We start from the raw sequence: 14,317 nt of genomic DNA, 5'->3' as shown, positions 1-14,317 counted from the left end.
GGGGATCTCCATGTTCCACCGCATTTTCGAGGACACGGCGCGGCGCATGCCCGCCGCACTGGCGATCAAAGCTGGAGAACGGCGGCTGAGCTATGCCGAGCTCGATGCCTGGGCGCAGGAGATCGCCACTTCCATCCGTGAGCTCATGCCGGCCAGCGAGAGCGCAACCGAGACAAGGCTGGTCGGCCTGTGCATGCCGCGCGGCATCGCGGCTGTCGCCGGCATTCTCGGCATTCTCAAGGCGGGATGCGCCTGGGTGCCACTTGATCCGTCCTATCCCGAGGACCGCTTGCGCTTCATGCTGGAGGACGCAGCCGCGCCGGTGGTGCTGACGCTGGATTCGACGCATGGCGCGGCCTTCCTCCGCGAATCCGGCTGCGCGCTCCTGAATCTCGACAGGCCGCTGCCGGCACCGGGCAACGTGCCGGCAGCGCCGCCCGATGGTCCCGAGCGCACGGCCTATGTCGTCTACACCTCCGGTTCGACCGGCCGACCCAAGGGCATTCTCGGCTCGCATGCCGCGATGCTCAGCCGCTTTGAATGGATGTGGCAGGAATTCCCGTTCGAGAGCAGCGAAACCTGCTGCAGCAAGACCGCGCTGAATTTCGTCGACTCGATCTGGGAAATGCTCGGCGGCCTGCTGAAGGGCATTCCCAGCGTCGTCGCCGATGACGCGACGGCGCGCGATCCCTTCCAGCTGCTGCAGCTTCTCGCCGATGAGCGCATCACGCGCCTCATCCTGGTGCCATCCCTGCTGGCGGCCCTGATCGAAGCTGCCCGCGCGACCGGCACCCGCCTGCCCTATCTGCGCTATCTGACATCGTCAGGCGAACTGCTTCCGAGCGAGCTTGCCCGCCAGGTCACGGAACTCGGCGAGAGCGTCACGCTGATCAATCTCTACGGCTCCTCGGAGATGGCGGCCGACGCCACCTGCTGCACCGTCACCCCCGCTGCGCTGACGGGCAAGATCGTCTCGATCGGCAAGCCGATCGGGCGGATGCGCGTCCATGTCGTCGATGACCATCTCCAGCCCGTCGGCCCCGGCGTCGCGGGCGAACTCTGCGTCTCAGGCCCAGGTCTTGCGAAAGGCTATCTCGGACGCCCGGACCTGACCGCCCAGGCCTTCGTTCCCAATCCGTTCGCCGCGCCCGGCGAGAGCGAGCATGCGCGGCTGTTCCGGTCCGGAGACATGGTCTCGACCCGGCCCGATGGCGAGCTCGACTATATCGGCCGCAAGGATTTCCAGATCAAGATCAGAGGCTTTCGCATCGAGCCCGGCGAGATCGAGACGACGCTCGCAGCCCATCCGAAGATCCGTGCCTGCGCCGTCAGCGCCGCGGAAACGGCGGGAGGACGGCAACTGGTCGCCTTCTGCGTCTTGCCGGCCGGCGACAGCTTCGACAGCGCCCTGTCCGGCGAATTGCGCCGATTTCTGCTGACGCGCCTGCCCGACTACATGGTGCCGTCGCGCTTCATCCAGATCGAGGCGCTGCCGCGGCTTCCCAACGGCAAGCTCGATCGCAACGCCCTGACGGTGACGGACGACGCCCCCGCCACGGAGGAAGCCGACGCGGCTTCGACCGAGATGGAGCGCCGCCTTCTGGCGATCTGGAGGGCGGTACTGGGGCAGTCCCGCGTCGGCATGGACGACAATTTCTTCGAGATTGGCGGCGATTCCATCCAGGCCTTTCGCGTGGCCGCGCGTGCGAGAGCCGACGCCATCGTCCTGACGCCGGCCGACATCCACGACCATCCGACGATCCGCGCGCTCGCCGCCCTGCTCCAGGGCGGGACGAGCGTTGCCAGCGCCTGGACGACGCCCGGCGCGGTCTCGCCGCTCAGTCCGATGCAGACCTATTATTTCACCTGGGCCAGGCCGAACCCCGACATGTTCAATGTCGGCTTCATCACCCGTCTCGGCGCCATGCTCGACCCGGCCCTGCTGCAGGGCGCGCTGCATGAAGTCATCGCCCATCACGATACGCTGCGCCTGCGTTTCACCAAGGGCCCTGACGGCCAGTATGCCCAGCGCTACATCGCGCTGCCGGAAGCCCAACGCGTACCGGTGCACGTCCTGGCGTTGCCCGCAGCGCCTCTTGAGACGCAGCTCGGCTTCATCAGCAGCGAGATCGAGCGTCTGCACGCGACCCTCGACATTGCAAACGGTCCCGTGATGACGGTCGCCTTGTTCGCCGATCCAGCTGGCAGCAACCACCATCTCTTCCTGACGATGCACGAGCTCGTCACGGACGCCCTGTCCCTGCAGATCACGCTCGAGGATCTGCGCAGCGCCTATGATGCCCTCGAAGCCGGCAAGCCTGCCGTGCTGCCGGCCCAGACCACGCCCTATCACCAATGGGTGGAGCAGGTGATCGCCTATGCGCGCAGCCCGCAAGCCGAGGCGCAGCTCGATTACTGGATCGGCGAGGCGAGCGACGCCCCGCCCTTCCCGGAGGATGCGCAGGACGAGGGAGCCCTGCAGAGTGACATCGACAGCCATGGTTTCGAGGTTCTCGATGCAGCCGAGATGGCAGGCCTGCGCGAGCGGCTGGGCGGCGCGGCTCAATCGACCCTGATCCACGCCACCGTCGCCAGTCTCGCCGTCACGGCCAACCGGTTGTCGGGCCAGCGCAACCTGATCTTCCACAAGGTCGCCCATGGCCGGGAGAGCTGCATCCGCGCGGCCGATCCCTCGCGCACGGTGGGCTGGTTCATCACCCACACGCCGATCACCGCCCGCCTGCCCGATGGCGAGCTCGACAGCGAGGCTGCCCTGGCTGCAGCGCTCGAGGCGGTCGCGGCGCAATACCGCGCCGTCCCCGACAATGGCATCGGACACAGCGCGCTACGCTACTATTCAAACGATCCGCGGGCCGAGCTCCTGGCGCGCGAGGATAAGGTGCGCACATTGTTCCAGTATATCGGCAATGTCTGGGAGGATAATTACGACGGCGAGCGTTTCCTCCCGCCCCACCCGTCGCTGATGGACGTTCCCGATACGGTCGCGCCAGGCAACCTCGCGGACTACCATCTGCACGTCTATGCCTATGTGATGGATGGCTGCTTCCGCATGAAGTTCTTCTATACGCGCCCGAATTACCGGAGCGAGACCATCCTTGCGATGGCGGAGATCTTTACCGGGTCGATGAAAGCCATGCTGGTGCCGGGAGGGCGCGCCAACTGACGCTGACGAGCGACACCGCAGACGGGCAACGCCTGCTCTCCCAGGCGCTGCTGCCTGAATTGACGGATGCACTGCCAAAGCGAGCGCATGGCAGCGTGCACCTGCTGCGACTGGCGCAGATCAGCCGTCGCGATTGGACCTTGCTGACAGGACTGCTGGATGCTGGGGCACGGCAGCGCGCGGCGAGATTTCGGTTCGAGGCCGATCGGCACGCCTCTATCGCGGCCCATGGTCTGCTGCGGCTCGCCCTGGCGTCCCGGCTGGGAGGCAACCCGGCGGAGCTGCGCCTCAGCCACCAGCCAGGCAAGAAACCTTTCCTGATCGAGAAACCTGCCCTGGTTTCTGAGCGTCGGTCCGATTCTGCCGTTCCCGCGATCGATTTCTCGCTGTCCCACGCACGCAGCTGCGTTGGCTGCATCGTTGCCGAGGGGATCAGCGTCGGCATCGACATCGAACCGACGCGCGATCCGCCCTCCCAGGCTGAAGGCCTGCTCTCCCCCGAAGAGATCGCGTGGCTGCGCACACGACCGACCCGATCTGCCGCAACCGAATTCACCACGCTCTGGTGTCGCAAGGAGGCGCTGCTGAAGTCATTGGGGTCGCGCGAACCGATAAACATGAGCAGTTTTTCCGCCATTCCAGGGCAAGCCATCGCGCTTCCCGCGGGAAGCGGTTTCTCCACCCAGGGCCTAACCGTCACATCGCACCTGACAGATGACGGCATCCATATCGCGACCGCAGCGATCCGCCGTCCGGAAATCTGACACCGGTCAGCGCGTCCCGGGCGCGTCGCCCTGTCGTCCCGGCGCGGAGCGTGCGAGCACGCGCCGTCTCCCGACAACAGCGGGTCGCCTGCGCATTGCTCCGGACGCGGATTGGCACAAGATCGGCGCCGACGCTTGCGCGCTTGACGCGATCGATATCAATCGTATTGTGATCGAAATCGCTCAAGCCATGTTCTCTCGCGGAGGCCAGATTGCAGCACGCATCTTCCCCTCCTTCGGACGATGACGATCCGGATGGCGACGACGTCGCCTTAGAGCGCGTCCTCTCCGCCCCGGAGCGCCAGGCGTTGGTCTTGCAGCATTTGCGAACGCATCTCTTCGTCGACGTTCAGGCGTTGCGGCGGGAGCTTTCAGCCTCCACCGCCACGATTCGCCGTGACCTGACCGAGCTGGAGGCGCGCGGACTGCTGCGACGGACCCATGGCGGGGCCGTCAGCGTCAATCAGGTCACGTTCGAAAACACCAATTCCGTCCGGGCGCAGAGCCATGCGGATGAAAAGGGGCGCATCGCCGAGATCGCGGCCGGCCTCATCGTCGATGGCGACGCCGTGCTCATCGATAGCGGCACCACCGCGCTCGAGGTCGCTCGCCGGGTGGCGGGCAACCCGACACTGACCTTCGTCACCAATGGAGCGGACGTCTTGGCGGTCCTTGCCGCGGCCGGCGCCCGGCAGATCCATGTCATCGGCGGCGAATATGTCGATATCAATCACTCCTTCGCCGGCCCGCTCGCGGCCGAGATGGTCCGAAAGTTCAACGTCGACAAGGCGGTGCTCAGCGTGTCCTCGGTCGATCTGAAGCGCGGCCTGATCTGCACGCAGCAGCCGGCAGTCGCCGCGGTGCAGCAGGCGATGATCGATATCGCTCAGACGGTGATCGTCGTCGCCGACCATTCGAAATTCGAGCGGACGGCGCTGTCGGTGATCGCGCCGCTCGATCGGGTCGATCACGTCGTCACCGGCCGCGAGGCGCGTCCCCACGTCGCCGCGCTGCCGGACAAGACCATGAAAAAATTCATCTTCGCCTGAACCGGCGCTGGGAGGACGAATGGCCGATATCAGGGTCGAGAACCTCGTCAAAAGCTGGGGTGGGCTGCGAGCCGTCGACGACATCAGCTTCGACACCAGGGCGGGTGAGTTCGTCGCCCTGCTCGGGCCGTCGGGTTGCGGCAAGTCGACGACGCTCAGGCTGATCGCAGGGCTGGATGCGGTCAGCGCCGGGCGCGTCGTGCTGGCGGGGCGCGACGTCACCGCCCTGCCCGCCTCGAAACGCAACCTTTCGATGGTCTTCCAGTCCTACGCGCTGTTTCCGCACCTGAACGTCGCCGAGAACGTGACCTTCGGCCTGTCGGTGCGCGGCGTTCCGAAGGCGGGGCAGGCAGCGCGCTTGAAGCACGTCGCCGATCTGCTCGGCCTCGCTACTCTCCTCGACCGCCGGCCGAGCCAGCTTTCCGGGGGGCAGCAGCAGCGCGTCGCGCTCGGCAGGGCCCTGATCGCCGAGACGCCGATCTGCCTGCTCGACGAGCCGCTTTCCAATCTCGATGCTCAGCTGCGTTCCGAAATGCGCAACGAAATCCGTTCTTTGCAGCAGCGGCTCGGGATCACCATGGTCTTCGTCACCCATGACCAGACCGAGGCGATGAGCATGGCCGACCGGGTCATCCTGATGCGCCAGGGCCGGATCGAGCAGAACGGCGCGCCGGCGGATCTCTACGAAAGGCCGGCCTCGATCACTGTGGCAAAATTCATCGGAACGCCGCCGATGAACATCCTGGCGCTCGATGCCCGCGAGGGCGGTGCGGTCGTCGCCGGCAGCACGGGACCTGCCGTGGGGCCAGCCGGTGGGAGGCCGGTCGTCCTCGGCGTCCGCCCGGAGCATGTCGCGCTGGGGTCCGAGGGGCTGCCGGCCACGGTGGAGACCACCGAGTATTTCGGCGCGGATTCGATCATCGCCTGCCGGGCCGGCTCGCAGCGCGTGCTGGTCCGCATGCCGGGCAAGCCCAGCCTCGGCATGGGCACGGCGGTCCACCTGAGCTGGCCGCACATCGCGGCGCATATCTTCGACGAGGAGACCGGCCTGCGGTGCGACGCGGCCTGACGACAACGACGTTCGACACAAGAAAACAGGGAGGAAGCACAATGCAGCATTTCAGGATGACAGGCTTCAGGGCGGCCATCGCGTCGCTGGCGCTGACGGGTTTCACGGCCGCGGCCGAGGCCAAGACGCAGGTGACATTCTACTATCCGGTGCAGGTCGGCGGCCCGTTGGTGCAGGTCATCGACGGCTATGTCGCGAAGTTCAAGGCGGCCAATCCGGAGATCGACGTGGTCCCGGTCTATTCCGGCAACTATAACGACACGACGACCAAGGCGCTGACCGCAGCCAAGAGCGGGAAGCCGCCGACCACGGCCGTGCTGCTCGCCACCGACATCTTCACGCTGATCGACGAGGACGTCGTCCAGCCGGTCGACGATTTCGCGGGGACGCCGGAGGACAAGGCCTGGATCGCCGGCTTCATGCCGGCCTATCTCAAGAGCGCGCAGGTCGATGGCAAGCTCTGGGCCGTGCCGTTCCAGCGTTCGACTGCAGTGCTCTACTGGAACAAGAAGGCCTTCGCCGAAGCCGGCCTCGACCCGAACAAGCCGCCGACCACCTGGGACGAGATGGTCGCCTACGGCAAGGCGGTGGTGAAGAAGGACGCGTCCGGCAAGGTGACGCGCTGGGGCGTCGGCATTCCCGGCAATGTAGGCTCGGCGCAATGGCTGTTTGGTGCGCTCGCCGCCCAGAACGGCGCCAGGCTGATGAACGACGCCGGCAACGAGAGCTACCTCACCGATCCCAAGGTCGTCGAAGCGCTCAAGTTCTGGGTCGATCTCGGCAAGGTCCATGGCATGCATCCGCCCGGCATCCAGGAATGGGGCACGACCCCGACCGACTTCCTCGAAGGCCGCATCGCCATGATCTGGACGACGACCGGCAACCTGACCAACATCGCCAAGAACGCGACGTTCGACTTCGGCCTCGCGCCCTATCCAGGCAAGGTCGCGCCCGCTTCGGTGCTCGGTGGCGGCAATTTCTACATCTTCTCCGGCGCCCCGAAGGAGGAGAAGGAAGCGGCCTTCAAGCTGATCAAGTTCCTGACCTCGGACGAAATCCAGGCCGACTGGGCCATCCAGACCGGCTATGTCGCCCCGCGCGACGGCGCCTGGAACCAGCCCAACCTGAAGGAGTATGTCGCCAAGCTGCCGGCCGCCGAGGTGGCGCGCAAGCAGATCGCGGCGTCGGTGCCGGAATTCTCGACGCATGAGAACGCCCGGACCACCAAGGCGCTGAACGACGGGCTCGCCGCCGCACTGACCGGGGCGAAGACGCCGGAGAAGGCCATGGCCGATGCGCAGGCCGAGATCGAGCGCATCCTGAAGCCCTACAAGAAATGATGCCTCCGAGCGCAGCCAGGATCGGAGCCGGACGATGACTGCATCCCGCAACGCGCTGTACGGCGCCTTGCTGCTCTTGCCGGCAGCCGTCCTGCTCTGGGTCTTCACCTATCAGCCGATCCTGGCGACGCTCGGCAACAGTCTCTACTCGACGCCGCGCGGGCGCCGGGCTTCCGTCTTCATCGGCCTGGATCACTACCAGACGATGATCGCGGACCCGGTGTTCTGGAAGGCCCTGACCAACAATGCGATCTACGCACTGACGACGATCCCGCTCTCGATGGCGCTAGCGCTGGCGATGGCGCTGTTCGTCAATGCCAAACTGCGCGGCCAGGGCCTGGTGCGGATGGCCTATTTCACCCCGACCGTGCTGCCGATGGTCGCCGTCGCCAATATCTGGATGTTCTTCTATGCGCCGGATTACGGGCTGGTCGACCAGGCGCTCGGCCTGTTCGGGGCTGGGGGCAACAATCTGCTCGGCAGCAAGGAGACCGCGCTCGGCGCCCTGATCGTCATCACGATCTGGAAGGAGGCCGGCTTCTTCATGATCTTCTACCTGGCCGCCCTGCAGCAGATTTCGCCGACGCTGATCGAGGCGGCCGAACTCGAAGGCGCCAGCCGCCGCCAGATCTTCCGGCGGGTGACGCTGCCGCTCCTGATGCCGACGACGCTGTTCATTTCGATCAACGCCGTCATCGGCGCTGTTCGCCTCGTCGACCATGTCATCGCCATGACCAAGGGCGGCCCCGACAACGCGACGGTGCTCCTGCTGTTCTACGTCTACCAGGTCGGCTTCGCCTTCTGGGACACCGGCTATGCCGCGGCGCTGACGGCGGTTCTGCTCGTCATGCTGGCGCTGATCGCGCTCTTCCAGTTCGGCTATGCCGACAAGCGGGTCCACTATCGATGAGCCTGCAGCATCGCACCCCCTCGCTGACACTGCTGGTGACGCTTGGCGCCTGGCTGCTCGCCCTCCTCTGGGTCTCGCCGCTGCTCTATGCGGTCTGGACGGCGTTCCATCCGCCGGTCTATGCGGCCCGCTTCGAGCTGTTCGCACCGCTGACGCTCGACAATTTCGCCCGCGTCTGGAACGCGGCGCCCTTCGCGCGCTATTTCCTCAACACCTTCATGCTGGTGACGCTGATCCTCGTCTGCCAGTTCGTGGTCTGCACGATGGCCGCCTACGCCTTCGTCTGCTTCCCGTTTCGCGGCTCCAACGTGCTGTTCATGATCGTGCTGCTGCAGCTGATGATCATGCCGGAGGTGCTGCTGGTCGAGAATTACCGCACGCTCTCCAAGCTCGGCCTGCTCGACACCATCACCGGCATGGCCCTGCCCTATCTCGCCTCGGCCTTCGGCATCTTCCTGTTCCGCCAGACCTTCAAGAGCGTGCCGAAGGAGCTGGAGGAAGCCGCGAGGCTGGAAGGCGCAGGCCCGATCCAGATCCTGCTGCGCGTCTTCGTCCCGATCGCCAAGCCGACCTATGTCGCCTACGGCCTGGTGACCGTGAGCTACCACTGGAACAACTTCCTCTGGCCGCTCGTCGTCTCCAACTCCGTGCAGACCCGTCCGATCACGGTCGGCCTCCAGGTCTTCGCCACCGTCGAGCAAGGCATCGACTGGAGCCTGGTGACGGCGGCGACGATGCTCTCGGTCGCGCCGCTCCTCATCGCCTTCCTGATCTTCCAGCGCCAATTCGTGCAGAGCTTCGTGCGCGCGGGCATTCGTTGAGGACACCATGCTGATCGCGCATATCTCTGACCTCCACGTCTTCGCCGACAGCAAGGAAACCTCGCTGGTCCGCGACGATGCCGAACGCACGGCGCGCGCGGTGATCGCCGACATCGCGGCGCTGCCGGCGCGGATCGATGCTGTGGTGATCAGCGGCGATCTGGCCGATGGCGGCTCGGAGCGCGATTATGCGCTGCTGCGCCAGATGCTTGCGCCGCTGGCGATGCCCCTCGTGGTCTCGCCCGGCAATCACGACAAACGCCAGACCATGCGTGCCGCCTTCGGCGACATCGTGTCCTTCGAGCCCGGGCCCTATCTCCACTATGAGACCATGATCGCGGGCCTGCGCGTGCTGGCGCTCGACACGCTGTTCGACGGCCATGTCGCCGGCAGGCTCTGCCCCGAGCGCCAGGCCTTCGCACGCGACCGGCTGTCGCGCCGGCTGGATGAGCCGCTGCTCCTGACCATGCACCACCCGCCCTTCGCCTCGGGCATGACCGCGCTCGACGACAACGCGCTGGTCGAGGGCCGCGACCTGCTGGCCGAGCTCGTCGGCCAGCGCCGCGCACCGACCCGCATCCTGTGCGGTCACATCCACCGGCCCTACCAGTCGCTCTGGCATGGCGCGCTCGCCGCGGTCGGCGGCAGCCCCGCCTTCCAGGTCGGGCTGGAGCTGACGGGCGCCCATCACGAGCCGGGTCTCGTCAGCGAACCCTACGCCTATTTCATCCACCGCATCGAAGCGCAGGGCGGCGGCGCCGTCCACACGCGCTACGTCTCACTCTGAGGACAGATATTCATGCAGAGCGACATCAAGACCCTCGCCGAAGAGGCGGGCGAGATCGCATTACGCCATTTCAAGGAGCTCAGCCCCAATGCGGTCGAGACGAAGGGGCATCTCGACCTCGTCACCGCCGCCGACCGTGAGGTCGAGCATTTCCTGACCGAGCGGCTGCACGCGCTCTATCCCGATGATGGCATCTTCGGCGAGGAGGGAGCGGCGATCGCCGGGCGCTCCGGCCGGACCTGGGTGATCGATCCGATCGACGGCACTTTCAACTTCGTGCGCGGCGGCGACCAGTGGGCGATCTCGATCGGGTTGTTCGAAAACCGGCAACCGCGCTTCGGCGTCGTCAATGCGCCGGTGCGCCGGCAGATGCTGGTCGGCGGCGATGGGGTTGCGCCCACCATGAACGGGGCGCTGCTCGGACGCGGGCCCCGTTTCGACCTGAAGCGCGGCTGCATCGGCGTCGGGCTGCATCCTGCGGTCTCGCCGGCGGATCAGCACGCGGTGCTGAATTTCATCATGGCGCAGCGCATGGCGTTCCGGTGCTGCGGTTCCTCGACGATCTCGCTGATCGAACTCGCCCTTGGCCATGTCGACGGCTATATCGGCCTCGGCGAGGCAAGCTGGGATGTGATGGCGTGCCTGCCGATCCTGAGCGCGCTCGGGATCGACAACACGGTCGACTGGCGCAGCGCCAAGCTCGACGAGAAGCTTCGCTATGCGGCGGGGTCGCCGGCGTTCCTTGCCCTGCTCGAGCCGGAGCTGCTCATGGCGGACGCCTGACGGCCGCGTTTGCAGTCGAAGGCCGTTCGCCTCAGGTTCCACCGGCTGGCGGAACCTGACATCCCGCATCGCGGTGGAGACACGCCCCCCTCCTAGAGAGTTGCCGTTTCCGGCAGGCGTTCGTCCATGCGCGAAAGCTCGTCATCGGGGAAGTCGGGCGTGCCGTAGCTGGCGAACAGGCCGAGCACGCCGGCCATCTCGGCTTCGTCCAGCGTCCCCGGAGAGCCGGCGGAGCGTGCGAGCAGGTAAGTGGCGGCCAGTTCCTCCACTTCGCGGGCGAGGACGAGGGCCTTTTCCGGCGTCGCGGCCAGCACGATCATGCCGTGATGGGCGAGCAGGCAGGCCCTGCGGCCATCGAGCGCTTCGAGTGCCAGGTCCGAGAGAGCCTTGGTTCCGAAGCGCGCATAAGGCGCGCAGCGGATCGACGAGCCGCCTGCGACCGCAACCATGTAGTGAAAGGCGGGGATGCCTTCGCCGAGGGAGGCCAGTGCGGTCGCATGGCGCGAATGCGTGTGCAGAATCGCCCCGGAATCGGGCCTGGCCCGCAGGATGTCGGCATGGAAGCGCCATTCGCTGGACGGCCGCAGCGGCCCGCGCCAGCGCCCGTCTTGCGCCAGGATGGCGATGTCGGCAGGCTCCATCGCGTCATAGGCGACGCCCGACGGCGTGATCAGGCAATGGTCCTGGTCGAGCCGGACGCTGAGATTGCCGGAGGTGCCATGGTTGAGACCGCCGGCATTCATCGCCCGGCAGGCTGCGACCATGCGCAGCCGCATATCGGTTTCGAAGGGGGCGGCCCACGGATCAGACAAGGGCTTCATCCTTTTTCCCGAGGAGCGTGAACAGCACGACCAGCGGCAGGAAGGTCAGCAGGATGAGCACGGTGCCCAGCGCCGATGCCACGCCGAAATTGCCGTTCACGACCTCGTTGAAGATCTCGATCGCAACCGTCGCCGTCGTCCCCGACTGCAGGATCAGCGTCGCGCTGAGCTCGCGGATCGTGTTCGACCAGGTCAGCAGCGCGCCCGACAGGATCGCGGTGGCCAGCAGGGGCACGGTGATCTTGACGAAGGTCCGTCCCGGACCGGCGCCCAGATTGATCGAGGCATCCTCGGTATCGCGCGAGACCTGCTGCAGCATGCTCACCGAGGACCGGACCGAGAAGGGCAGCCGGCGGATGAAATAGGCCAGGATGAGGATGGTCGCCGTGCCGGTCAGGGCGAAGGGCGGCTCGTGATAGGTCACCACCAGGCCCACGCCCAGGACGATGCCCGGAACCGCATAGGAGAACATCACCACCGTATCGAGCACGCTCGAGACCGGCCCGGGGCGGCGCACGATGATATAGGCGACCGCGGTTCCGACGACCGCGCAGAGCAGCGTGGCGACCGTGGTGTAGAATAGCGTGTTCCACAGCGGCAGCGAGATACGGTCCATGATGCGGGCGTAGTTGTCCAGCGTGAAGCTTGCGACCAGCACCGGGCCGTTCGACTTCAGGAAGGACGAGACGACGATGTTGACGAGCGGCAGCAGCGCAAAGCCGATCAGCAGGAACACGAAAGCCGTCGCCGCGATGCGCTTGCCGAGCGGCTGTTCCTGGACCTGCAGCGGGCGGATCGCGGCGGTCGCATAGGAGAACCGCGCCGAGAGCCAACGCTGGAGCAGCAGCGCTCCCGTGGTGACGAGCAGGAGCAGCACGGAAAGCGCGCTGGCGAGGACCGGCCGACCGCCGAACTCGTTGACGAACTCGCCATAGATCAGCACGGGCAGGACGCGGAAGCGCTCGCCCAGGATGATCGGCGTCCCCAGGTCGGTGAAGGACGCGACGAAGACGAGCAGCGCGCCCGTCGTGATCGAGGGCACCAGAAGCGGCGCGATCGCAGTGCGGAAGGTGCGGAACTCGCCGGAGCCGAGATTGCGCGCGGCGTCCTCGACGCTCTGGTCGATCGATTTCAGGCCCGACGAGACGAGCAGGAAGACGAAGGGAAAGAACTGCAGCGTGAAGACGAAGATGATGCCCGGCGCACCGTAGATCGAAGGCAGCGGCACGCCGATGGAGTTGAACAGCTGGGTCAGGACGCCGCTGCGCCCGAACAGGACGACCCAGGAATAGGAGCCGATGAAGGGCGGCGAGACGAAGGTCAGCACCACGGCGGCGCGCACGAAGCCGCGCCCCCAGATATCGTAGCGGTTGACGAAATAGGCTGCCGGAACGCCGAGGCAGACGGCGAAGATCATCGCCCAGATGCTGACCCAGAAGCTGTTCAGCAGCGTCTGGTAGTAGAACCGCTCCGAGAAGAAATTGACGTAGTTCTCGAAGATGCTGCCGGTCTTGGCCCCGGCCGAGAGGCTGACGCCGACGATATTGCCGACGGGCACCAGCAGGAGCCCGACGATCAGGACGAGCACGATGGCCGTGACCACCGGCCAGAAGCCGAAATAGCGGGAAATCCCGGAGCCGCGCCGCGGCGGGCCGGCTGTCACGGTGATGGCGCTCATCAGGCGGCCTCGGGCGCGAACAGGGCGATCGCCGCCGGCGACACGCCGAGCCGATGGCGGGTACCGATTTCGGGAAGCGTGACGCCGGTGCGGCTCGAGCCCGCGACCTGGACGAGATGCCCGCCGCCGAGATCGATGGCGTAGCGCACGGTGCCGCCGAGGAACTGGATGTCGGTCAGGGTTCCGATGAGCCCGTCGCCGTCCCCGTCGAGCGGGCGCAGTTCGATATCCTGTGGCCGGAAGGCAGCGTCCATCGCGCCGCCCGGCATCTCGCCGCGCAGCTTGGCGGTGAACTGGCCGCCGGGCAGCTCGATCCGGACATGGCCAGGTTCGGCATGGCCGCGATGCACCGCCGGCAGGAAGTTGTTCTCGCCGATGAAGCTCGCCACGAAGCGCGTGCTCGGCTTGTTGTAGATGTCGTGCGGGCTGGCCACCTGCTCCAACCGGCCGCCGCGCATCACCGCGATCCGGTCCGACATCAGCAGCGCTTCCTCCTGGTCATGCGTGACATAGATCGTGGTGACGCCGATCTTGCGCTGCAGGGCGCGGATCTCGGTGCGCAGATGCATGCGCATCTCCGTGTCGAGATTGGACAAAGGCTCGTCCATGAGCAGCACGTCGGGCTCGATCACCATGGCGCGCGCCAGCACGACGCGCTGCTGCTGGCCGCCGGACAATTCGCGCGGCTTGCGGTGGCCGAGATGCGAGAGGCGCGTCAGCGCCAGATAGGTATCGACCTTCTGCTTGACCTCGGCAGCCTTCAGGCCGCGCGCGCGCAAGCCATAGGCGATGTTGTCGACCACGCTGAGATGCGGAAAGATCGCATAGCTCTGGAACACCATGCCCGTGTTGCGGTGCTGCGGCGCCAGATCGTCGATGCAGGAATCGCCGAACAGGATGCGCCCGCTCGTCTGCTTCAGGAAGCCGGCGATGATGCGCAGCAGGGTCGTCTTCCCGCAGCCCGACGAGCCGAGCAGCGTGAAGAACTCGCCCTGGGCGATGTCGAGCGAGACACCGTCGACGGCGACGGAATCGCCATAGCGTTTCGTCACCGTATCGATACGGACGGAAGTGGAGGCCATCTGGATACCCGGTCGGTCGAGCATGTCAC

Annotated in this window: 12 protein-coding genes; 9 read left to right on the top strand and 3 right to left on the bottom strand. The window is 66.2% G+C overall.

From position 1 onward, the window contains the following. Positions 1-10: 10 nt before the first annotated feature. The 9 genes from AB4099_RS24805 to AB4099_RS24765 all read left to right on the top strand — a co-directional run bounded on the left by AB4099_RS24805 (position 11) and on the right by AB4099_RS24765 (position 10,707). The gene (locus AB4099_RS24805; protein WP_441480002.1) at positions 11-3,184 is read left to right on the top strand and encodes an amino acid adenylation domain-containing protein; all 3,174 of its coding nucleotides are present in this window, start codon (positions 11-13) and stop codon (positions 3,182-3,184) included. Positions 3,185-3,279: 95 nt separating this feature from the next. Beyond that, positions 3,280-3,948, top strand: coding sequence for a 4'-phosphopantetheinyl transferase family protein (locus AB4099_RS24800; protein ID WP_441480001.1), 669 nt, complete (start codon positions 3,280-3,282; stop codon positions 3,946-3,948). A gap of 212 nt (positions 3,949-4,160) precedes the next feature. Further along, complete coding sequence (locus AB4099_RS24795; protein ID WP_441480000.1) at positions 4,161-4,997, top strand: DeoR/GlpR family DNA-binding transcription regulator; 837 nt, start codon at positions 4,161-4,163, stop codon at positions 4,995-4,997. Between the two features lie 19 nt (positions 4,998-5,016). Further along, complete coding sequence (locus tag AB4099_RS24790) at positions 5,017-6,066, top strand: ABC transporter ATP-binding protein (RefSeq protein ID WP_441479999.1); 1,050 nt, start codon at positions 5,017-5,019, stop codon at positions 6,064-6,066. A gap of 41 nt (positions 6,067-6,107) precedes the next feature. Beyond that, positions 6,108-7,406 (top strand): ABC transporter substrate-binding protein, encoded by a 1,299-nt coding sequence (locus AB4099_RS24785; protein WP_441479998.1) that lies wholly within the window; start codon positions 6,108-6,110, stop codon positions 7,404-7,406. 34 nt (positions 7,407-7,440) lie between these two features. Next, the gene (locus AB4099_RS24780; protein ID WP_441479997.1) at positions 7,441-8,316 is read left to right on the top strand and encodes a carbohydrate ABC transporter permease; all 876 of its coding nucleotides are present in this window, start codon (positions 7,441-7,443) and stop codon (positions 8,314-8,316) included. Then, positions 8,313-9,137 (top strand): carbohydrate ABC transporter permease, encoded by an 825-nt coding sequence (locus tag AB4099_RS24775; RefSeq protein ID WP_441479996.1) that lies wholly within the window; start codon positions 8,313-8,315, stop codon positions 9,135-9,137. The genes AB4099_RS24780 and AB4099_RS24775 overlap by 4 nt, the downstream gene beginning before the upstream one ends. A gap of 7 nt (positions 9,138-9,144) precedes the next feature. Further along, the gene (locus AB4099_RS24770; RefSeq protein WP_441479995.1) at positions 9,145-9,924 is read left to right on the top strand and encodes a metallophosphoesterase; all 780 of its coding nucleotides are present in this window, start codon (positions 9,145-9,147) and stop codon (positions 9,922-9,924) included. Positions 9,925-9,936: 12 nt separating this feature from the next. After that, positions 9,937-10,707: an inositol monophosphatase family protein gene (locus AB4099_RS24765; RefSeq protein ID WP_441479994.1), complete on the top strand. Its 771-nt coding sequence runs from the start codon at positions 9,937-9,939 to the stop codon at positions 10,705-10,707. A gap of 92 nt (positions 10,708-10,799) precedes the next feature. On the opposite strand, the gene AB4099_RS24760 is transcribed toward AB4099_RS24765, so the two are convergent. Genes AB4099_RS24760 through AB4099_RS24750 form a run of 3 tightly spaced genes read right to left on the bottom strand, consistent with a single transcriptional unit; the run spans position 10,800 to position 14,288 of the window. Beyond that, positions 10,800-11,519: a class II aldolase/adducin family protein gene (locus AB4099_RS24760; RefSeq protein ID WP_441479993.1), complete on the bottom strand. Its 720-nt coding sequence runs from the start codon at positions 11,517-11,519 to the stop codon at positions 10,800-10,802. Beyond that, complete coding sequence (locus tag AB4099_RS24755; RefSeq protein ID WP_441479992.1) at positions 11,512-13,206, bottom strand: ABC transporter permease; 1,695 nt, start codon at positions 13,204-13,206, stop codon at positions 11,512-11,514. The genes AB4099_RS24760 and AB4099_RS24755 overlap by 8 nt, the downstream gene beginning before the upstream one ends. Continuing rightward, positions 13,206-14,288: an ABC transporter ATP-binding protein gene (locus tag AB4099_RS24750; protein WP_441479991.1), complete on the bottom strand. Its 1,083-nt coding sequence runs from the start codon at positions 14,286-14,288 to the stop codon at positions 13,206-13,208. Before AB4099_RS24750 ends, AB4099_RS24755 begins: the two co-directional genes overlap by 1 nt. Positions 14,289-14,317 lie beyond the last annotated feature (29 nt).

It is taken from the genome of Allobosea sp. 2KB_26 (genome assembly GCF_052115715.1).
Classification (GTDB): Bacteria; Pseudomonadota; Alphaproteobacteria; order Rhizobiales; family Beijerinckiaceae; genus Allobosea.
Note: the sequence above shows the minus strand (reverse complement) of the source record. Positions and strands in the feature narration are given on the sequence as shown.

Excerpts from the sequence above, each read along its gene's own strand:
- AB4099_RS24805 (WP_441480002.1), top strand. The coding sequence starts at position 11 with ATGTTCCACCGCATTTTCGAGGACACGGCGCGGCGCATGCCCGCCGCA.
- AB4099_RS24790 (WP_441479999.1), top strand. The coding sequence starts at position 5,017 with ATGGCCGATATCAGGGTCGAGAACCTCGTCAAAAGCTGGGGTGGGCTG.
- AB4099_RS24775 (WP_441479996.1), top strand. The coding sequence starts at position 8,313 with ATGAGCCTGCAGCATCGCACCCCCTCGCTGACACTGCTGGTGACGCTT.
- AB4099_RS24780 (WP_441479997.1), top strand. The coding sequence starts at position 7,441 with ATGACTGCATCCCGCAACGCGCTGTACGGCGCCTTGCTGCTCTTGCCG.
- AB4099_RS24770 (WP_441479995.1), top strand. The coding sequence starts at position 9,145 with ATGCTGATCGCGCATATCTCTGACCTCCACGTCTTCGCCGACAGCAAG.
- AB4099_RS24765 (WP_441479994.1), top strand. The coding sequence starts at position 9,937 with ATGCAGAGCGACATCAAGACCCTCGCCGAAGAGGCGGGCGAGATCGCA.
- AB4099_RS24755 (WP_441479992.1), bottom strand. The coding sequence starts at position 13,206 with ATGAGCGCCATCACCGTGACAGCCGGCCCGCCGCGGCGCGGCTCCGGG.
- AB4099_RS24785 (WP_441479998.1), top strand. The coding sequence starts at position 6,108 with ATGCAGCATTTCAGGATGACAGGCTTCAGGGCGGCCATCGCGTCGCTG.
- AB4099_RS24750 (WP_441479991.1), bottom strand. The coding sequence starts at position 14,288 with ATGGCCTCCACTTCCGTCCGTATCGATACGGTGACGAAACGCTATGGC.